Here is a 20,448-nt window from a genome sequence, read left to right on the forward strand (position 1 = left end):
TACGTCCTGCGTTCAGTGAACCGCTAGCAGGAAAACAGCGCCGAGAAGTCTTTGTTGCAGACGCGCTGCACCGCCGGATGCTGGATCATGCGCTCGGCGAAGATGATGTAATACTCCTCCTGCACGCTGTCGATACGCCCAATCTCCACCACGTTGTCATCGTTGTAGGTATCCTGCGCATACAGCGTCGGCGCCACGAAGATCGCATTGTGGTACATGCCGAAGGCCTTCATCAGCGCCGCATCGTCGAACTCGCCCAGAATTTCCACCTGAATGCCCTGCGTATTGAACCAGTTGAGCAGCTTGCGCCCCAGCATCGAACGGCGGCCGGGGATCAGCAGCTTGCGCTGCTCCAGACAAGCCGGGAACGGCAGGTCCGGCGCCGGTTGGCGACAGAAAAAGCTGATGCCGCACTCGCCCAGCTTCAGCGAGAACAGCCCTTCCTGCTGGCTGGAGTCCACCGGGCAATCCGAGAGGATCATATCCAGCTTGTGCTGGCTAAGCTGCTCCAGCAGCATCTCGTGCGTCGATTCAAAGCAACGCAGGTGGATCTGCTCGTTGTCCACCACCACCGCCGTTTCCAATACCTGGCTGACCAGCCGCTTCGACAGCGCATCCGCTACGCCGACGTCGAACAGCAGGTTGGACTCTTTGCGGTAGTTGACGATATCCAGCATTTCCTGGCTGAGCATAAACATCTTGTCGGCATAGCGGAACACCAACTGCCCCAGCTCCGAAGGCACCAACCCGCGCCCCTGGCGTTTGAACAGCTTGCCGTCCAACCGCTCTTCCAGCGCTTTGATCTGGCCGGTGATGGTCTGCGGCGTCAGAAACAACGCTTCGGCGGCACCGACCACGGAACCGGCCTTGCAGACCTGCCAGAAATAGTAAAGGTGATTAAAGTTGATATGCGACATCCTCACGAGCGGCTCTCCTTAACAACGTTTCGCAGCGGCAAACGGTGTGCCGTGACGAGCGACAAACTTCCTTTCCCTGCTTCAGACAACGTATAACCCCATTAGTCCCAACGAAGAACGGCCGAAGCTGCACATATTTTATACCGTACAGCTCCGACCAGCCATTTTATTATGTGCCCTTACCGGGCACATTCAGGATTAACGCACGCGCGGCAACGCCAGACGCAGCAATCCATACCCTACCACCGCCGCAGTGGTGGAGCCCAACAGGATCCCCAGGCGGGAATAGGTGCTGAGCGCCGCATCTGCATCGCCAAACGCCAGCGAGGCGATAAAAATCGACATGGTGAAACCAATGCCGCAGAGCACCGAAACGGCAAACACCTGTTTGAAGCCGATGCCTTCAGGCAAACGGGCGATGCCCATTTTCACCGCCAGCAGGCTGAAGAGGAAAATCCCCAGCGGCTTGCCGATAAACAACCCAGCCGCAATCCCGACCGGCAGCAGCGACGTTAACCCTTCCAGCGATACGCCCTGCAAAGAGACCCCGGCGTTGGCGAAAGCGAACAGCGGCAGGATCATAAACGCGACCCAAGGGTGCAACTCATGCTCCAGCGTTTCCGACGGCGATGGCCCCTTTTTGACGTTCAACGGGATCATAAAGCCGACGATCACCCCGGCCAGCGTCGCATGCACCCCAGACTTGAGGATCGCCACCCACAACACCAGGCCAACCATCATGTATAACGAGGTCTTGCCCACGCCGCGCCAGTTCATCACCGCCAGCAGCACCGCCGCCACCGCCGCCACGCCCAGCGCCACCATCGACACTTCGTGGGTGTAGAACAGTGCGATGATGATAATCACGCCCAGGTCGTCGATGATCGCCAACGCCAGCAGGAACACTTTCAGGCTGGTCGGCACGCGGTTGCCCAGCAGCGCCATTACGCCAAGCGCGAAGGCGATATCGGTCGCGGCCGGGATCGCCCAACCCTGGCGGGTGACGTCATCCGCGCCGTTGAACAGCAGGTAAATCAGCGCCGGCGCCAGCATGCCGCCCAGCGCGGCGATCGCCGGAAACACCGCCTTGTCGCGCCCGGACAGCGAGCCTTGCATCAGCTCGCGCTTGACCTCCAGCCCCACCACCAGGAAGAAGATGGCCATCAGGCCGTCGTTGATCCACAGCAGCAGCGGCTTGGCGATCTCCAGCGAAGCAATCTTCACCATCACCGGCAGGTTAAGGAATGCCTGATAGATCCCCTGCGCCGGAGTGTTGGCCATGATCAGGGCGACGATCGCCGCCGCGATCAGAATGATACCGCCCGCGGCTTCCTGACGTAAAAATTGACGAATGATGTTGGTCACAGTACGTCTCTCCAAATCTGTGCAGGACGTAGCGCCCTGCGAACCACAGTCATGAAGTGAGTATAGAGGGCGTTTTAGTTCGAAAAAATAAGTTTATAAATGCTAAATAGCTCGTAAAAACCGATAAAAAGCACGAATAAGTCACACTTATATTATGGAATTTGCGGTTTGGCGCGCAAATAAAAACCCCGGAACAGAAGCCCGGGGTTCGTACATAAACCAAAAGAAACAGTAGGTTAGCGAGTCAGATCGTCAAAGAACTTTTTCACCCCGTCGAAGAAGCTCTTCGAACGCGGGCTGTTCTTGTCGCCGGACGGGCCACCCAGGCTCTCTTCCAGCTCACGCAGCAGCTGCTTCTGCTTGTCGTTCAGATTGACCGGGGTTTCCACCACCACGCGGCACAGCAGGTCGCCCTGGCTGCCGCCGCGCACCGATTTCACGCCCTTGCCGCGCATGCGGAACAGCTTGCCGGTTTGGGTCTCCGAAGGCACCTTCAGTTTCACCCGGCCGTCCAGCGTCGGCACTTCAATCTCGCCGCCCAGCGCCGCCATGGCGAAGTTGATCGGCACTTCACAGTACAGGTTGTTGCCTTCACGCTCGAAGATCGGGTGCGCCTTCACCTGCACCTGAACGTACAGATCGCCCGCCGGTGCGCCGTGTTCGCCGGCTTCACCTTCACCCGCCAGGCGGATGCGGTCGCCGGTATCGACGCCGGCCGGAATTTTCACCGACAGCGTCTTGGATTTTTCTACCCGGCCGTGGCCGTGGCACTTGTTGCACGGATCTTTGATAATCTGACCGCGGCCATGGCAGTGCGGACACGCCTGTTGCACGGTGAAGAAGCCCTGACGCATCTGCACCTGGCCCTGACCGTGACAGGTTGGACAGGTCACCGGCGAGCTGCCCGGTTTGGCGCCGCTGCCGTGGCAGACGTCGCACTCTTCCAGCGTCGGGATGCGGATCTCTTTGGTGACGCCACGTACCGCTTCCTCGAGGGTCAGCTCCATGTTATAGCGCAGATCGGAACCGCGGCTGGCGCGCTGACGGCGGCCTCCGCCGAAGATGTCGCCAAACACGTCGCCAAAGATATCGCTGAAGTCGGCGCCGCCGCCAAAGCCGCCGCCGCCCATGCCGCCCTGTTCAAAGGCCGCGTGCCCATACTGGTCGTAGGCCGCGCGTTTCTGGTCGTCGGTCAGAACTTCGTAAGCTTCTTTAACTTCTTTAAACTTGGTTTCGGCGTCTTGTTCCTGGTTGCGGTCAGGATGGTATTTCATCGCCAGGCGTTTATACGCCTTTTTGATCTCACGTTCATCCGCCGTCTTGCTGACGCCGAGAATCTCGTAATAGTCTTTCTTCGCCATTCTTTCGCTTACCCTTAACATGCGTGCACGGGCGCAGAGTTGCCTCGACGCCCGTGCTGGTTTCCGGGAACGACACCTCGGCCGCCCCGTGCCCGCTTAAGGGCGATTATTTTTTGTCTTTAACTTCTTCGAACTCGGCGTCAACCACGTCGTCGTCTTTCTGCGCCGCGTTGTCCGCGCCGGCGTCAGCACCCTGCTGAGCCTGCTGCGCCTGAGCCATTTCCAGCAGTTTGCCGGAAACCTGCACCAGCGCCTGAGTCTTCGCTTCGATCTCGGCTTTATCTTCGCCTTTCACCGCCGCTTCCAGATCCTTCAGCGCCGCTTCGATCGCCGTTTTGTCTTCCGCCGGCAGTTTGTCGCCCGCTTCTTCCAGCTGCTTGCGAGTGCCGTGGATCAGGTGATCCGCCTGGTTACGCGTCTGTACCAGCTCTTCGAACTTGCGGTCAGCTTCAGCGTTCAGCTCGGCGTCGCGCACCATTTTCTGGATTTCGTCTTCGTTCAGGCCAGAAGATGCCTTGATGGTGATCTTCTGCTCACGACCGGTGTTCTTGTCTTTGGCAGACACGTGCAGGATGCCGTCGGCATCGATATCGAAGGTCACTTCGATCTGCGCCATGCCGCGCGGCGCCGCCTGGATGCCGTCCAGGTTGAACTGGCCCAGAGATTTGTTATCGCTGGCGCGCTTACGCTCACCCTGCAGCACGTGGATGGTTACCGCAGACTGGTTGTCTTCAGCGGTAGAGAACACCTGGCTGTGCTTGGTTGGGATCGTGGTGTTTTTGGTGATCAGCGGCGTCATCACGCTGCCCATGGTTTCGATACCCAGCGACAGCGGGGTCACGTCCAGCAGCAGAACGTCCTTCACATCACCGGCCAACACGCCGCCCTGTACCGCAGCGCCCACGGCAACCGCTTCGTCCGGGTTCACGTCTTTACGCGGTTCTTTGCCGAAGAAGTCTGCGACTTTCTTCTGCACCATTGGCATACGGGTCTGGCCGCCCACCAGGATCACGTCCTGAATGTCGGAAACCGACAGGCCTGCGTCTTTCAGCGCCACTTTCAGCGGTTCGATAGAGCGCGCAACCAGATCTTCAACCAGCGACTCGAGTTTGGCGCGAGTCACTTTGATGTTCATGTGTTTTGGACCGGTCGCGTCTGCGGTGATGTACGGCAGGTTAACGTCGGTCTGCTGAGCGGAAGACAGTTCAATCTTCGCTTTCTCAGCGGCTTCTTTCAGACGCTGCATCGCCAGCGGATCGTTGCGCAGATCGATACCCTGATCTTTCTTGAATTCTTCCACCAGGTAGTTGATCAGACGGCTGTCGAAGTCTTCGCCACCCAGGTGGGTGTCACCGTTGGTGGCCAGCACTTCAAAGGTTTTTTCGCCGTCAACGTCGTCGATTTCGATGATGGAGATATCGAAAGTACCGCCGCCCAGGTCATAAACCGCGATGGTGCGGTTGCCGACTTCTTTGTCCAGGCCGTAGGCCAGAGCCGCCGCAGTCGGTTCGTTGATGATGCGTTTGACTTCCAGACCCGCGATGCGGCCGGCGTCTTTGGTCGCCTGACGCTGGGCATCGTTGAAGTAAGCCGGTACGGTGATAACCGCTTCAGTTACCGGTTCGCCCAGGTAATCTTCCGCCGTTTTCTTCATTTTTTTCAGCACTTCCGCAGAGATCTGCGGCGGAGCCATTTTCTGGCCTTTCACTTCCAGCCAGGCGTCGCCGTTGTCGGCTTCGACGATTTTGTACGGCATGATCGCTTTGTCGCGCTGCGCTTCTTCATCCTGGAAGCGGCGACCGATCAGGCGCTTGATGGCGAACAGGGTGTTTTCAGGGTTGGTCACTGCCTGACGCTTAGCCGGCTGGCCAACCAGAGTTTCACCGTCCTGGGTATATGCGATAATAGAAGGAGTGGTGCGGTCGCCCTCGGCGTTTTCCAGCACGCGTGCCTTGGCACCATCCATAATTGCTACGCAAGAGTTGGTAGTACCCAGGTCGATACCAATAATTTTGCCCATCTAAACGTCTCCACTAAAAAATTCATAATCAGTCAGGTTGCTAACCTATATGCGGGCGATTTTTTGCTTTTCAACTGCCCGATATCTCAGTGCGACCCGCGGTTAGCAGCTGCGGTTGCAAATAAGATGGGGCCATCCAGTCCGGCATCAAGGGGCAAGGCGAAAAAAATTTCTTTTTTTATCGTCATTCAGATCATTGTTTCCGGCTGCGGGGATCATTATGATGCGCGCGCTCTGGTGGAAAACTTCGACTTTTTGGCCATTCAGACCATTTATGATTTTACTTCGCTGTTTCCGTTAATTTTCTGTTATCGCAGAGGACTTATGCACACCAACAAGTTGGCGAATCCCGGCCCTCTCGGCCTGATGGGCTTCGGGATGACCACCGTCTTGCTGAACCTGCACAACGCGGGCTTTTTCCCACTGAACTCCGCCATCATCAGCATGGGGATTTTCTTCGGTGGCCTGGCCCAGATCCTGGCCGGTCTGCTGGAGTACAAGAAGGGCAACACCTTCGGCATGACCGCCTTCACCGCCTACGGCAGCTTCTGGCTGAGCCTGGTCGGCCTGCTGCTGCTGCCGCGTCTGGGTCTGGCTGAAGCCACCGAGGCGCACGTGCTGGGCATCTACCTGGCGCTGTGGGGCGTCTTCACCCTGTTCATGTTCTTCGGCACCCTGGGCGCCAACCGCGTGCTGCAGTTCGTGTTCGCCAGCCTGACGCTGCTGTTCGCCCTGCTGGCCGTCAGCAACATCACCGGCAACCACGCGCTGCTGACCTTTGCTGGTTATGAGGGCATCATCTGCGGCGCCAGCGCCATCTACCTGGCGATGGCCGAAGTGCTCAACGAGCAATACGGCCGCACCGTGCTGCCGATTGGCGAACCGGCCCCGGCCCGCGTCGCGGCCTCACCGGTCGCGGCGTAATCGCCCTCCCCTGACGAAAAAGCCCTGCACTGCAGGGCTTTTTTTTAGCTGTAGGAACCGGCTCGCCGCTCGCCGGCTTCGCTGTTCAGGTCGCGATGCAAGTAGACGCCGAGCAGCAGCCCGAGGAGCGACAGCGCCAACACATAGTAAGCGGGCGCTAACGGGGTTAATTTCATGATCAGCGTCACAAAAACAGGGGTTAAACCGCCAAAAATAGCGTACGAGACGTTATATGAGAACGAGATGCCGGTAAACCGCACTTCCGCCGGGAAGGCCCGCACCATCACATACGGCACGGCCCCCACCACGCCTACGCTGAAGCCCACCAGTGCATAGCAGGCGAACAACATTTCCGGGCGCACGCCCACCGTTTGATAGAACAGCCAGCTGCAGCCGGCCAGCAGCACACTGCCGACCACCAGCGTTTTGCTGGCGCCGAAGCGATCGGCCGACAAACCGGCGACGATGCAGCCGGCGATCAACATGATGGTGGCGATGCTGTTGGCCTGCAGCGTCAAGGCCGGTGCGATGGCGAACTGCTTTTGCAGATAGGTCGGGGTCATCAGGATCACCACCACGATGCCGGCGGAGAGCAGCCAGGTCAGCAGCATCGACACCGCCACTTCCCGTTTGTGGTTGATCACCACCGATTTCAGCGGCAGCTCCTCGGCCAGCGCTTTACGCGCCTGCATCTCGATAAAGATCGGCGTCTCCTGCAGCCAACGGCGCAAGTACATCGCCACCAGGCCGAACATGCCGCCCAACAGGAAAGGAATGCGCCAGCCGCCGCCGGCGATGCTCTGCGGGCTGAGCGTGGTGTTGATCACCGTCGCCACCACCGAGCCCAACAAGATGCCCACCGTCAGCCCGGCGGTCAGCGTGCCGCAGGCGAAGCCGATGCGCCGGCGCGGCACGTGTTCGGCGACGAAGACCCAGGCGCCCGGCACCTCACCGCCGATCGCCGCGCCCTGCAGCACGCGCATCAGCAGCAGCAGCAGCGGCGCGGCGATGCCGATGCTGGCGTAGGTCGGCAGCAGACCCATCGCCAGCGTCGGCAACGCCATCAGCAGAATGCTCAGGGTAAACATCTTTTTGCGGCCGACCAGATCGCCGAAGTGCGCCATCACGATGCCGCCCAGCGGGCGGGCAAGATAGCCGGCGGCGAAGATGCCGAAGGTTTGCACCAGCCGCAGCCACTCCGGCATGTCCGCCGGGAAGAACAGATCGCCGACCACGGCGGCGAAGAACACGAAGATGATGAAGTCGTAAAACTCCAGCGCGCCGCCCAACGCGGCCAACGTCAGCGTTTTGTAGTCTTGCCGGTTCAGCCGGCGATTATTGTCGTGAGGCATAGGGCACCGTCGGTAAAGGCTGTAAAAATAAAAGCCGCAGGCTTTCTGTAAAAGAATCCTTACTATAACGGCAAATTATTTTCACACCAGACGGGCTGAAGCCGATCTCGCAGAACGCTGAAATTTAGAGGTTTATCTCGCGACGCGCGCTCTTTGGCCGAAATGCTGCTACCACCGCGGCGTGCGTTTCGACGTAAGGCCCGTCGAGCAGTTGAATGCAATAAGGCACGCTGGCGAAGATGCCATGCACCACCGCATTGCCCTGCTCATCCTTTACCCCTTCCAGCGTTTCCTTGATCGACTTCGGTTGGCCGGGCAAGTTGATGATCAGCGCCTGTTTGCGGATCGCCCCCACCTGGCGAGAAAGAATTGCCGTTGGCACATAGTGTAGGCTGATCTGACGCATTTGCTCGCCGAAGCCGGGCATCACGCGATCGGCGATCGCCAGCGTGGCGTCGGGGGTGACGTCGCGACGCGCCGGCCCGGTGCCGCCGGTGGTCAGCACCAGATGGCAGCCCATTTCGTCCACCAGCTCGCACAGCGTCTGTTCAATTTGCGTCTGCTCATCGGGGATCAGCCGGGTTTCCAGCTTGAAGGGCGTCGCCAGCGCGCCGGCCAGCCACTCCTCCAGCGCCGGAATGCCTTTATCCTGATAAACGCCACCGGACGCGCGGTCGGAAACGGAAACCAAACCAATACGTAAAATATCCATGCGTAACCTCTACAGCCTGATGGGGTCCAAACGGGTTCGTCTCCCGTTCTGTTGTCATTGCCGAGAGTATAAGGGCTTCCCCCGCCGACGGGAGCGTCGGGCATAAAAAAAGGTGGCCTGAGCCACCTTTTTACTGCGCGATCTGCCGGAATTACAGCAGATCGGCGATCATTTTTTCCAGTTTACCCTGGTCTACGGCGAATTTGCGGATGCCGTCGGTCAGTTTCTCAACCGCCATCGGATCCTGGTTGTGCTGCCAGTAGAACTCAGGTTCGGTCAGTGCGGCAGGACGCGCCTTCACTTCACCGGTATAAGACAGTTTGCGCTCCAGCGCGCCTTCGCTCTCCGCCAGCTCTTTCAGCAGCGCAGGCGCGATGGTCAGGCGGTCGCAGCCGGCCAGTTCGATGATTTCGCCGACGTTGCGGAAGCTGGCGCCCATCACCACGGTGTTGTAGCCGTGCTGTTTGTAATACTGGTAAATTTCGGTCACGGAGATCACGCCCGGATCTTCGTGCGGAGCGAACTCTTTCTTGTCGCCGTTGGCTTTGTACCAGTCGAGGATACGGCCGACGAACGGCGAGATCAGGTAAACGCCGGCTTCGGCACAGGCGCGAGCCTGAGCGAAGGAGAACAGCAGCGTCAGGTTACAGTTGATGCCTTCTTTCTCCAGCTGCTCCGCCGCGCGGATGCCCTGCCAGGTCGAGGCCAGTTTAATCAGAATGCGATCGTTGCTGATGCCGGCTTCGTTGTACAGCTTGATCAGGCGCTTGGCCTTGGCCACGCTGGCAACGGTGTCGTAAGACAGACGCGCGTCAACCTCGGTGGAGATGCGGCCCGGAACCAGTTTGAGGATCTCCAGACCGATGTTGACTGCCAGCTTGTCGGCGGCGTCGGCGATCTGCTGCTCGCGATCGCTGCTCTGGCCGCGCGCCCAGGCAATGGCTTCGTCAATCAGTTTGCGGTATTCAGGAATTTGGGCTGCATTGAGGATCAGCGAAGGGTTGGTTGTGGCGTCCTGCGGTTGATACAGCTTCATTGCCGCGATATCACCCGTATCTGCAACCACTGTAGTCAGCTGGCGCAGGGAAGTTAATTTGTCGGTCATGTTGGCATTATCTCATCGTTTGTGCATGAACTTTTGGCATTGTTCAACCATGCCCTGCCCTGATAATAACATGCGCCAAGCCCGGCGCAAGGCTGGAAAACCGCGGCGCGCAAGCATCTGTTTTATCCTTGGGCGAGCAACCGTTTACGCCGATATCTTTCGCCATTACCGAGCGGATGGAAAGGCAATAACGTGCTATCGCCCGAATAAATTATGTTAAATTCGAAAAAATTGATGCAATTCGTCCGCTAATCTGCGAAAAATCTTAATCGACTGACGCCGGACAGATTCCAGCTAAGCTCTTGTAAAAAATAGGCCAATGTTTTTCACCTGCGGTGGATGCTGCAAGGTGCGCATGACATTTCGATAAGAGGAGGGATCCCTTGACGGACCTGATGAATTTTATAAACAACATTTTGTGGGGGTCAGTGCTGATTTATCTGCTGCTCGGCACCGGCATCTACTTCACGTTGCGTACCCGCTTTATCCAGCTTCGCCACTTCAGCCACATGTTCTCGGTGTTGAAAAACAGCAATAAAAGCGACAGCGCTGGCATTTCCTCTTTCCAGGCGCTGTGCACCACGCTGGCGGCGCGCGTCGGCACCGGCAACCTGACCGGCGTCGCCATCGCCCTGACCGCCGGCGGCCCCGGTGCCATCTTCTGGATGTGGGTGGTGGCGTTTATCGGCATGGCCACCTCATTTGTGGAAAGCTCGCTGGCTCAGCTCTATAAAACCAAAGACGACAACGGCAACTACCGCGGTGGCCCGGCCTATTACATGGAAAAAGGCCTCGGCATGCGCTGGATGGGCGTGCTGTTCTCGATCTTCCTGATCATCGCGTTCGGTCTGGTATTCAACGCCGTGCAGGCCAACTCCATCGCGCAAGCCTCCGCCGTCGCCTTCCATTTGCAACCGCTGCACGTCGGCATCGGTCTGGTGCTGCTGAGCGGCGTGGTGATCTTCGGCGGCATCCGTTCCATCGCCAAAGTGGCCGAGCTGGTGGTGCCGCTGATGGCCGGCGCCTACCTGTTGCTGGCCCTCTGGGTGATTGGCCATAACATCGAACACATGCCGGCGATCCTGGCGCTGATCTTCAAAAGCGCCTTCGGCCTGCAGGAAGCCGCGGCCGGCGCCGTCGGTTACGGCATCTCCCAGGCGATGACCCAGGGCGTGCAGCGCGGCCTGTTCTCCAACGAAGCCGGCATGGGATCGGCGCCCAACGCGGCGGCGTCCGCCTCGCCTTATCCGCCGCATCCCGCTTCGCAGGGCTACGTGCAAATGCTCGGGGTATTTATCGACACCATCGTCATCTGCAGCGCCACCGCGGCGATCATCCTCTCCTCCGGCATTCTCGATCAGCCGACCGACAGCATCAGCGGCATCGATCTGACCCAGCGCGCGCTGTCGACCGCCGTCGGCAGTTGGGGAACGCCGTTCGTCGCCATCGCCATCTTCTTCTTCGCCTTTACCTCGATCATCGCCAACTACGCCTATGCCGAAAGCAACCTGGTGTTCCTCGAACACAATCATCCGGGCGGCCTGCTGATTTTCCGCTGTGTGGCGCTGGGCATGGTGATGTTCGGCGCGCTGGCGGAGCTGCCACTGGTGTGGAAAATGGCGGATACCTCCATGGCGCTAATGGCGATCACCAACCTGACGGCGATCCTGCTGCTGTCGCGGGTGGCGCTGAAACTGGCCGACGACTACCATCGCCAGCGCCGCCTGGGCAAGCTACCAACCTTCGACGCCACCCGATTCCCGGAGCTGAAATCGCAGCTGGAGCCGGGCGTGTGGGACGATCAAAAGCCGCCGCGCTGAGTTTTCCGGGGCGCGGGCGATGCGCGCCCCGCCTATTGGACCGATTGCCGCTTTTTCCTGCGCTTTTTGCTACAGTACCCGCACTTGGATAAACAGGATCTGGCCATGCTCGTTATTATTTCCCCTGCAAAAACGCTCGATTACGACAGCCCGCTGGCGACAAAACGCTTCACGCAACCCGAACTGCTGGACAAGTCTCAGCGGCTTATCAACATTTGCCGCAAGCTGACGCCGGCGCAAATCGCCAGCCTGATGAGCATCAGCGACAAGCTGGCCGGCCTGAACGCCGCGCGCTTTAGCGAGTGGCAGCCGGCATTTACCCCGGACAACGCCCGTCAGGCGTTGCTGGCGTTCAAGGGCGACGTTTACACCGGCCTGCAGGCGCAGGATTTCAGCGAAGCCGATTTCGACTTCGCCCAGCAGCATCTGCGCATGCTGTCCGGCCTGTATGGGGTGCTGCGCCCGCTCGATCTGATGATGCCGTATCGGCTGGAGATGGGCATCAAGCTGGAAAACCCGAAGGGCAAAGATCTGTACAGCTTCTGGGGCGATCAGATCACCAAAAAGCTCAACGAAGCGCTGGAGCAACAGGGCGACGACGTGGTGGTCAACCTGGCGTCCGACGAGTATTTCAAAGCAGTGAAGCCGGCCAAGCTGCACGGCTCGCTGATCAAACCGGTGTTCCTCGACGAGAAGAACGGCAAGTTCAAGGTCATCAGCTTCTACGCCAAGAAAGCGCGCGGGTTGATGAGCCGCTTTATCATCAAGAACCGCCTGACGCGCAGCGAACAGTTGGTGGACTTCAACCTGGAAGGCTACGCCTTCGATGAAGCCGCCTCGCAGGGCAATGAACTGGTGTTCAAGCGCCCGGAGCAGGCATAAAAAAAGCCGTCGCAAGACGGCTTTTCGCATTCTAACCTGCCGAATTTCAGGCCGGAAGTGCCATCAGGAACGTGCGCAGCTCGCCGAAACTGGCCGGCAGCGTGTGCGACAACAGCGGCAGTTCGGCCCGCAACGCCAGCGCTTTCGGCAACGGCAGTTCCTGGCCGAGGATCGCTTCCACGCTCTCTTTAAACTTGGCCGGATGCGCGGTGCCAAGGAACAGACCAAACTCCCCTTCCTGCAGCTGATCGCGCAGCGCGCGGTAGGCGATGGCCGCGTGCGGTTCGGAGACATAGCCCAGTTCGGCCAGCTCACGCATCGTTTCCCTGGTGGTCTCATCGCTGACCGCCGCGTGGCCCAGCTCTTTCAGCTGCCAGACCTTACGACGGAACAGCTCTTCCACACGCGGCCAGTTGTTTGGCTGGCTGACGTCCATGGCGTTGGACAGCGTCGCGACCGTGGCGTGCGGCTGCCACTGGCCGCTGGTCAGGAAGCGCGGCACGGTATCGTTGGCGTTGGTGGCGGCGATGAAGCGCTTCACCGGCAGACCCAGCGACTTGGCCAGCAGCCCGGCGGTCAGATCGCCGAAGTTGCCGCTCGGCACCGAAATCACCAGCTGATTGCGCGCTTCCTGCGGCAGCTGCGCCACCGCTTCGAAGTAGTAACAGATCTGCGCCAGCAAACGGCTGATGTTGATCGAGTTGGCCGAGTTCAGGTGCAGCGCATCTTTCAATTCCTGATCGTCAAACGCCTGCTTCACCAGCGCCTGACAGGCGTCGAAGTCGCCGTCGATCGCCACGGTGTGAATGTTGCCGCCCAGGGTGCAGAACAGTTTCTCCTGCAACGGGCTGATTTTGCCCTGCGGGTAGAGGATCACCACCCGGACGTTTTTCAGGCCGTAGAAGGCGTGCGCCACGGCGGCGCCGGTGTCGCCGGAGGTGGCGGTCAAAATGGTCACCGGCTGATCGCCGGCCACTTCCGCCAGCATCTGCGCCATAAAGCGGCCGCCAAAGTCTTTGAACGCCAGCGTCGGGCCGTGGAACAGCTCCAGGCAGGAGACGTCTTCCGTCACTTTCGCCACCGGCGCCGGGAACTCAAAGGCGGCCTGCACGCGTTTCTTCAGCGCCGCCTCCGGCACCTCTTCGCCGATAAAGGCCGACAGAATACGGCTGCTGCGGGTGACAAAGTCCTGCTCCAGCAGGTGGTCGATCTCGGTCAGTTCGAACGCCGGCAGCTCCAGCGGGAAGAACAGCCCCTGCTGCTTGCCCAGGCCTTGTTTGATCGCCTGCGCGAAGCTGACCTGCTCGTTGTGATCCTTAAGGTTGTACAGTTTCATGCGTTATCCCAGTAGTCGAGCGCCTGCGGTATCCAGACGGCAAATATGAACAAAACCTTCGTCGTTTTGCAGATAGTGTTGTTGCAGCCAGGCGGCCATGCGCTGCGCGGTGGCGCCGTCATTGCAGACGGCGAACAGCGTCGGGCCGGAGCCGGAGATCCCGCAGGCCAACGCGCCGATGTCCTGCGCCGCCTTGCGCGCTTCGGCGAAGCCCGGCAGCAGACGAGTGCGGTACGGTTCGGCGATCACGTCCTGCATCAATTTGGCGGCTAACTGCGGCTGCCGGGTATGGCAGGCATGAATAAAGCCGGCCAGATAGCGGCCATGGCTGATGCAATCCTGACGACGGTATTGCGCGGGTAAAATGGCGCGCGCTTCGGCGGTGGAGACCTTGATGCCCGGATAGGCCATGACCCACAGCCAATCGTCGAAGCACGGCACCTCCTGGCTGATAATGCCTTCCTCTTCCAGCATCAGCTGCAGGCCGCCCAGATAGCAGGGCGCCACGTTGTCGTAATGCACGCTGCCGGAAATGCGCCCTTCCAGCTCGCCCATCAGGCCGAGCAGCGTCGTCTTATCCAGCGGGCGATCGCAAAATTCGTTCATCGCCATCAGCCCGGCCACCACCGAACAAGCGCTGGAGCCCAGCCCCGATCCGATCGGCATGTTCTTTTCCAGCCGCATCGCTACCGGCACTTCGCGGCCGATCTCCTGGCAGAAACGCTCCCAGCATTGATAAACGATGTTCTCTTTCGGCTCGGCCGGCAGCTTGCTGACAAAGCGCCCGGCATTCTGCAAACTGAACGTCTCGGCGGCTTCCACGCTGACGCAGTCGCCCAGCAGCGTGCCGTCGATCGGCGAAACCGCCGCGCCCAGCACATCGAAACCGACGCTAACGTTACCGATCGAGGCCGGTGCATACACCTTAACCATATTAAACTCCCAACTTCCATGACAGTGTGCGCAGCAGATCGGCGAACACGCCCGCTGCGGTCACATCGTTACCGGCGCCGTAGCCGCGCAGCACCAGAGGCAGCGGCTGATAATAACGGCTGTAGAAGGCCAGCGCGTTCTCGCCGTTCTTCACTTTATACAACGGATCGTTGCCGTCCACCGCCTCGATGCGCACCTTACAGCGCCCTTCGTCGATCAGACCGACATAGCGCAGCACCTTGCCTTGCTCGGCGGCATTGGCCACGTTGCGCGCGAACTCTTTATCCAGTTCCGGCAGCCGCGCCAGGAAATGGTCCACGTCGCCCGACGCGTCGAAGGACGGCGGCAGCACCGGCTCGACCTCGATATCGCTCAGCTCCAGCTTGTAACCGGCCTCGCGCGCCAGGATCAGCAGCTTGCGCGCCACGTCCATACCGGACAGATCGTCGCGCGGATCCGGCTCGGTGTAGCCATTGGCTCTGGCCTGCAGGGTCGCCGCCGACAGCGACAGCCCTTCGTCCAGCTTGCCGAAGATAAAGGACAGCGAGCCGGACAGGATGCCGGAGAAGCGCACCAGCTCATCGCCGGCGTTCAGCAGGTTTTGCAGGTTCTCAATCACCGGCAAACCGGCGCCGACGTTGGTGTCGTACAGGAACTTGCGGTGCGAACCGGCCGCGGCCGCGCGCAGTTGCTGATAATAGTTCATCGACGAGGTGTTGGCCTTTTTGTTCGGCGTTACCACATGGAAGCCGTCCGCCAGGAAGTCCACATATTGATCGGCCACCGCCTGGCTGGAGGTACAGTCGACGATTACCGGGTTCAGCAGGTGATACTCCTTCACCAGCCGGATCAGGCGGCCGAGATTGAACGGCTCCTGCGCGCCGGCCAGCTCGTCGCGCCAGCTGTCCAACGCGATGCCATGCACGTTGGTCAGCATCACGCGCGAGTTGGCGATGCCGCACACCCGCAGATCGATATGTTTTTGTTTCAGCCACGGCTGCTGGCGGTAGATCTGCTCGATCAGCGCCCCGCCGACGCCGCCGACGCCGATGACGAACACTTCGATCACCTGATCGGTGTTGAACAACATCTGGTGGCTGACGCGCACGCCGGTGGTAGCGGAGTCATTGCTGACCACCACCGAGATTGAACGTTCGGAAGAGCCCTGGGCGATGGCGACGATATTGATGTTGGCGCGCGCCAGCGCGGAGAAGAAGCGCGCGGAAATGCCACGCAGGGTGCGCATGCCGTCGCCGACCACCGAGATGATCGCCAGGCGCTCCATGACGTCCAGCGGATCCAGAACGCCGTCTTTCAATTCCAGATAGAACTCCTCCTCCAGCGCGCGGCGGGCGCGCTGCAGTTCGCCCTGCGGCACGCAGAAGCTGATGCTGTATTCGGAAGAGGATTGGGTGATCAGCACCACCGAAATGCCGGCGCGCGACATCACGGCGAACACCCGCGCGGCCATGCCGACCATGCCTTTCATGCCCGGGCCAGAGACGTTGATCATCGCCATATTGTTCAGGTTGGTGATGCCTTTCACCGGCATTGCGTCATCGGTGCTGTCTTTGCCGATCAGCGTGCCGGGGGCTTGCGGGTTAGAGGTGTTTTTAATCAGGCAAGGGATTTGGAACTGGGCAATCGGCGTGATGGTGCGAGGGTGCAGCACTTTGGCGCCGAAATAGGAAAGCTCCATCGCCTCCTGGTACGACATCGATTTCAGCAGCCTGGCGTCCGGCACGGTGCGCGGATCGCAGGTATACACGCCGTCGACGTCGGTCCAGATTTCGCAACAGTCGGCGCGCAGGCAGGCGGCCAGCACCGCGGCGGAATAGTCGGAGCCGTTGCGGCCCAGCACCACCAGTTCCCCCTTGTCATTCCCGGCGGTGAAACCGGCCATCAGCACGATGTGGTCGGCCGGGATCGCCGCTGCGGCGATGCGCAGCGTGGACTCGGCGATATCCACGGTAGACTCCAGGTAGTGGCCCTGCGCCAGCAGTTTCTCCACCGGGTTGATCACCGTGACCGGGTAGCCCTTGGCGCGGAACACCCCTTCCATGATGGCGATGGAGAGTTTTTCGCCGCGGCAGATGATCGCCGCGTTCACGCTGTCCGGGCACTGCCCCAGCAGCGAGACGCCGTGCAGCACCTGTTTGAGCTGCGCGAATTCCTGATCGACCACGCCTTTCAGGCGATCGTATTCAAAGCCCGGCAGCGCCTGCGCCAGCCCGCTCAGCAGGTCGGCAAAGATCCGCTCGGCGTCGCTGATATTCGGCAGAATGTCCTGGCCCGCCACCGTTTTGTCGATCATCGCCACCAGATGGTTGGTGATCTTTGCGGGGGCGGACAAGACCGTGGCTACCTGCCCTTGACGCGCATTACTCTCCATGATGTCGGCGACGCGCAGAAAACGTTCTGCATTCGCCACCGAGGTTCCGCCAAATTTCAGCACTCGCATGTGTGATCTCTCCGAATTTAAGCCGAAAAAAAAGCCCGCACTGATTAGGTGCGGGCTTTTTTCTGTGTTTCCTGTGCGCGTCAGCCCGCCCCGTTACCTGTGGTATCGGTGGTGGTAATAATTGTGGTTTTCAGGCTGATGTTGCGCATGTTGTCTGTCTGTCTCATGAAATACTCTGTCCCCTCTATTGGTTAAAGCAATCGCTATCCCAAGTCAAACTATTTCTTTTTTTTGCTTATTTTCCGTTCAGCGGCGGTAATGCGCGATGCAACAGGTGAAAAGCAAAATGACAGAACAAAAAAACAACTTAAAGCCGATTTACTAGTGGATCACGCTGGGTAACCGTCTGATGGAGCCGCTATCACTTGGCGAGTTTTTTTTCGATGTCGTGCAGCAGCGTATGCAGCATCGCCGTATCTCGCTGTTGCAGCGCGCCGAGGCGCTGGTGCAGCCAGTCGCGCAATTTTTGGTCATCGCCGACATCCAATGCGCTCAACAAGGCATCGGCGCGGCGGCGCAGCGCCTTAAGCTGCCCTTCCGACGCCGCCGTTTCCTGTGGCGTATTGACACCCATCAGGCTAGCCAGCTGGTAGCAGTACACCATCACCGCCTGGCCCAGGTTAAGCGACGGATAGTCCGCCTGCATCGGCACGCCGGTCAGCAAGTCCGCCAACGCCAGCTCTTCGTTGGTCAAGCCGGAATCTTCGCGGCCGAACACCAGCGCGGCCTGGCCGACCCACTGCTTACGCTCGCTCAGCTGTTCCAGCAGTTCGGGCGGCGTACAGTAGTAGTGAAAGCGCGCGCGGCTGCGGGCGGTAGTGGCGACGGTAAAATCCACGCCCGCCAGCGCCTGCTCTAGCGTGGCGAACGTTTGCACGCCGTCGAGGATCTCGCCGGCACCGTGCGCTACCCAGCGCGCCGCCGGCTGCAGGTGCGCCTCGCTATCGACGATGCGCAACGACGTGAAGCCCATGGTTTTCATCGCGCGCGCCGCCGCGCCAACATTTTCCGGCCGCGCCGGAGCCACTAAAACAATATGAAGCTGCATCACTCTTCCACCGAAGGCGGGCCTGCGTTTTTGACGATGGCGCAGCGCCCGCTTATATTTACAATTACGTAACAATAAACGCGTTAATAGCAACAAACAAGATTAAACGGCTCGTTGAGCTAATAAACCCATCGTAATAGTCATTATTCGTGCTTATGTTTTACTGCGTTTATTTATCAATAAGTTAAAACAACGCGATGATCAATAAGCGAATAATTGTATCCTATCGGGCCGGATAATGCTGAATCGTTCACAGAATTTGAGGTTCTGTGACTTAAACTGGCATTTCTGTAAGTGTTTTTCACAAATCTGTTAACGTGCTACAATTGAATTTGATATATGTCAACAAAGCGTAGTTTTGTTGGGTGATGAATTCGGCACGCGCTGTTATATTGCTGTTAATGGGGTTAGGATATGCGCCGTTTCGGCACCCCAGGGGTTGTAGGGAACAGCATCCCCACCAGGCTAGCGATCTTGTTGACATGAGATGGAAAGTGCATCAAGAACGAGTTTACGTACTTTAGTCATTTGCTGAGAGGGAACGTGGCGCTATCTCTGCCCTCCTCTAAGAAAACAAAGACTTCTGTACTTCCGATTTTCTATTTTGTTGGCAATTTTAGGTAGCAAATATGCAGACCCCGCACATTCTGATTGTCGAAGACGAGTTAGTCACTCGTAACACCCTGAAGAGCATTTTCGAGGCGGAAGGCTACATTGTTCATGAAGCCAATGATGGTGCAGAGATGCACAATATCCTGTCTGAAAATGATATCAATCTGGTCATCATGGACATCAACCTGCCAGGCAAAAACGGCCTGCTGTTGGCGCGCGAACTGCGTGAACAGGCCAGCGTCGCCTTGATGTTCCTGACCGGTCGCGATAACGAAGTGGACAAAATCCTCGGCCTGGAAATCGGCGCCGACGATTACATCACCAAGCCGTTCAACCCGCGAGAGCTGACCATCCGCGCGCGCAACCTGCTGTCGCGCACCATGAACCTGGGCAGCCTGGGCGAAGAGCGCCGCCTGGTCGAGAGCTACAAGTTCAATGGGTGGGAGCTGGACATCAACAGCCGTTCTTTGATCAGCCCGGCCGGCGAACAATACAAGCTGCCGCGCAGCGAATTCCGCGCCATGCTGCACTTCTGCGAAAACCCGGGCAAGATCCAGTCGCGCGGCGAACTGCTGAAGAAAATGACCGGCCGCGAGCTGAAGCCGCATGACCGCACCGTGGACGTCACCATCCGTCGCATTCGCAAACACTTCGAATCGACGCCGGACACGCCGGAAATCATCGCCACCATTCACGGCGAAGGCTACCGCTTCTGCGGCGATCTGGAAGAGTAATTCCGGCCTGCCGTCATGAAAACGGGGTTCAGCATGCTGAACCCCGTTTTTTTATTTCGTCTCAGCCCACGGCATGATCGGCACCGCGCTCAACGCGTTCTTCGGCGAACCGTCGATCACCTTGTCGGAGTAGCTCAGGTAAATCAACGAATTGCGCTTGGCGTCATAGAAGCGCACCACCTGCAACTTCTTGAACACCAGCGAGGTGCGTTTCTGGAACACCACATCGCCTTCCGCCTTGCCGTTTTTGATCTTGTCGCTCAGCTCGATAGGCCCCACCTGTTGGCAGGAAATGGCCGCGTCGGCGGTGTCCTCCGCCAGCCCCAGGCCGCCTTTGATGCCGCCGGTTTTGGCGCGGCTGATATAACAAGTTACATTTTTAACGTCCGGATCGTCGAACGCTTCCACCACGATTTTGTGGTCCGGCCCCAACAATTTAAACACCGTATCAACGGAGCCCACCTGCTCCGCCTGCGCGCTGCCAACGGTTGCGCAAACCAAACCGAATAAAAATATCCAGCTTTTTTTCATTTACTTAACTCCGGTATAACCTTGCTGCAAAAATAGGTTCGGCGGTCGCCATTATTTATGTCTAAGCTCACGGAATCGGTTTTTTACGGGTCCGCACCGTCCGTTTTAGCACAGAGCGTGACAAAAATCTTTGAGAGTCGCGGAGTAAAAAAATTGCTATGATGCGGCGTCGTTATTTCTTTGCGCCCACTACGGTGTACCCCAATCCAACTCTGGCGCGGCATGCGCAGCAGAGGCAAAGAGTGCAACGCATAATGGCTCATGGATCGGTCTGATAGCGCAGCACCAGCGTGACGAATCAACAGTTCGGGTTCCTACCCCCAAGCTTTACGAGG

At 58.9% G+C, this 20,448-nt stretch carries 17 protein-coding genes and 1 other annotated feature; of the genes, 4 read left to right on the forward strand and 13 right to left on the reverse strand.

Annotation, left to right across the window (positions count from 1 at the left end):
* Window positions 1-23: 23 nt before the first annotated feature.
* The 4 genes from nhaR to dnaK form a co-directional block, all read right to left on the reverse strand.
* Window positions 24-923, reverse strand: a complete 900-nt coding sequence (gene nhaR / locus CRO23_RS20635) for a transcriptional activator NhaR (protein WP_028127865.1) — start codon at window positions 921-923, stop codon at window positions 24-26.
* A gap of 192 nt (window positions 924-1,115) precedes the next feature.
* Window positions 1,116-2,282 (reverse strand): Na+/H+ antiporter NhaA, encoded by a 1,167-nt coding sequence (gene nhaA / locus CRO23_RS20640; RefSeq protein WP_097102779.1) that lies wholly within the window; start codon window positions 2,280-2,282, stop codon window positions 1,116-1,118.
* A gap of 236 nt (window positions 2,283-2,518) precedes the next feature.
* Entirely contained in the window at window positions 2,519-3,643 is a 1,125-nt protein-coding gene (gene dnaJ / locus CRO23_RS20645) for a molecular chaperone DnaJ (RefSeq protein WP_004932969.1), read from the reverse strand.
* A gap of 106 nt (window positions 3,644-3,749) precedes the next feature.
* The gene (dnaK, locus tag CRO23_RS20650) at window positions 3,750-5,663 is read right to left on the reverse strand and encodes a molecular chaperone DnaK (protein ID WP_004932972.1); all 1,914 of its coding nucleotides are present in this window, start codon (window positions 5,661-5,663) and stop codon (window positions 3,750-3,752) included.
* A gap of 324 nt (window positions 5,664-5,987) precedes the next feature.
* Here dnaK and satP point away from each other — a divergent pair, with 324 nt between their 5' ends.
* Complete coding sequence (gene satP, locus CRO23_RS20655) at window positions 5,988-6,587, forward strand: acetate uptake transporter (RefSeq protein ID WP_028127866.1); 600 nt, start codon at window positions 5,988-5,990, stop codon at window positions 6,585-6,587.
* 44 nt (window positions 6,588-6,631) lie between these two features.
* Here satP and CRO23_RS20660 read toward each other — a convergent pair whose 3' ends face one another.
* The 3 genes from CRO23_RS20660 to tal form a co-directional block, all read right to left on the reverse strand.
* On the reverse strand, window positions 6,632-7,939 hold the full coding sequence (locus CRO23_RS20660) for an MFS transporter (RefSeq protein ID WP_097102781.1): 1,308 nt from the start codon (window positions 7,937-7,939) through the stop codon (window positions 6,632-6,634).
* Window positions 7,940-8,063: 124 nt separating this feature from the next.
* Window positions 8,064-8,651 (reverse strand): molybdopterin adenylyltransferase, encoded by a 588-nt coding sequence (gene mog / locus CRO23_RS20665; RefSeq protein ID WP_015376607.1) that lies wholly within the window; start codon window positions 8,649-8,651, stop codon window positions 8,064-8,066.
* 151 nt (window positions 8,652-8,802) lie between these two features.
* Entirely contained in the window at window positions 8,803-9,756 is a 954-nt protein-coding gene (tal, locus tag CRO23_RS20670) for a transaldolase (protein WP_004932982.1), read from the reverse strand.
* A gap of 383 nt (window positions 9,757-10,139) precedes the next feature.
* Between tal and CRO23_RS20675 the strand changes: the two genes are divergently transcribed.
* Window positions 10,140-11,576, forward strand: coding sequence for an alanine/glycine:cation symporter family protein (locus CRO23_RS20675; protein ID WP_016929145.1), 1,437 nt, complete (start codon window positions 10,140-10,142; stop codon window positions 11,574-11,576).
* A gap of 105 nt (window positions 11,577-11,681) precedes the next feature.
* Entirely contained in the window at window positions 11,682-12,458 is a 777-nt protein-coding gene (gene yaaA / locus CRO23_RS20680; protein ID WP_049300199.1) for a peroxide stress protein YaaA, read from the forward strand.
* A 46-nt stretch (window positions 12,459-12,504) separates the two neighbouring features.
* On the opposite strand, the gene thrC is transcribed toward yaaA, so the two are convergent.
* The 5 genes from thrC to CRO23_RS20705 form a co-directional block, all read right to left on the reverse strand.
* The gene (gene thrC, locus CRO23_RS20685) at window positions 12,505-13,794 is read right to left on the reverse strand and encodes a threonine synthase (RefSeq protein ID WP_097102783.1); all 1,290 of its coding nucleotides are present in this window, start codon (window positions 13,792-13,794) and stop codon (window positions 12,505-12,507) included.
* Between the two features lie 3 nt (window positions 13,795-13,797).
* Window positions 13,798-14,727, reverse strand: coding sequence for a homoserine kinase (gene thrB, locus CRO23_RS20690; RefSeq protein WP_016929148.1), 930 nt, complete (start codon window positions 14,725-14,727; stop codon window positions 13,798-13,800).
* A gap of 1 nt (window position 14,728) precedes the next feature.
* A complete protein-coding gene (gene thrA / locus CRO23_RS20695) occupies window positions 14,729-17,188 on the reverse strand; it encodes a bifunctional aspartate kinase/homoserine dehydrogenase I (RefSeq protein WP_016929149.1) in 2,460 nt (819 codons plus the stop codon).
* Window positions 17,189-17,212: 24 nt separating this feature from the next.
* Window positions 17,213-17,330, reverse strand: a sequence feature (Thr leader region).
* A complete protein-coding gene (gene thrL / locus CRO23_RS20700; RefSeq protein ID WP_071525951.1) occupies window positions 17,269-17,355 on the reverse strand; it encodes a thr operon leader peptide in 87 nt (28 codons plus the stop codon). It overlaps the preceding feature by 62 nt.
* A gap of 194 nt (window positions 17,356-17,549) precedes the next feature.
* On the reverse strand, window positions 17,550-18,236 hold the full coding sequence (locus CRO23_RS20705) for a tRNA/rRNA methyltransferase (RefSeq protein ID WP_016929150.1): 687 nt from the start codon (window positions 18,234-18,236) through the stop codon (window positions 17,550-17,552).
* A 629-nt stretch (window positions 18,237-18,865) separates the two neighbouring features.
* On the opposite strand from CRO23_RS20705, the gene arcA reads away from it, so the two are divergent.
* Entirely contained in the window at window positions 18,866-19,582 is a 717-nt protein-coding gene (gene arcA / locus CRO23_RS20710) for a two-component system response regulator ArcA (RefSeq protein WP_004933003.1), read from the forward strand.
* Between the two features lie 51 nt (window positions 19,583-19,633).
* Here the strand turns inward: arcA and creA are convergent, their stop codons facing one another.
* Window positions 19,634-20,113, reverse strand: coding sequence for a protein CreA (gene creA / locus CRO23_RS20715; protein WP_004933005.1), 480 nt, complete (start codon window positions 20,111-20,113; stop codon window positions 19,634-19,636).
* Window positions 20,114-20,448: the final 335 nt, after the last annotated feature.

The sequence above is a fragment of the Serratia sp. JKS296 genome, assembly GCF_900215445.1.
GTDB lineage: Bacteria > Pseudomonadota > Gammaproteobacteria > Enterobacterales > Enterobacteriaceae > Serratia > Serratia marcescens.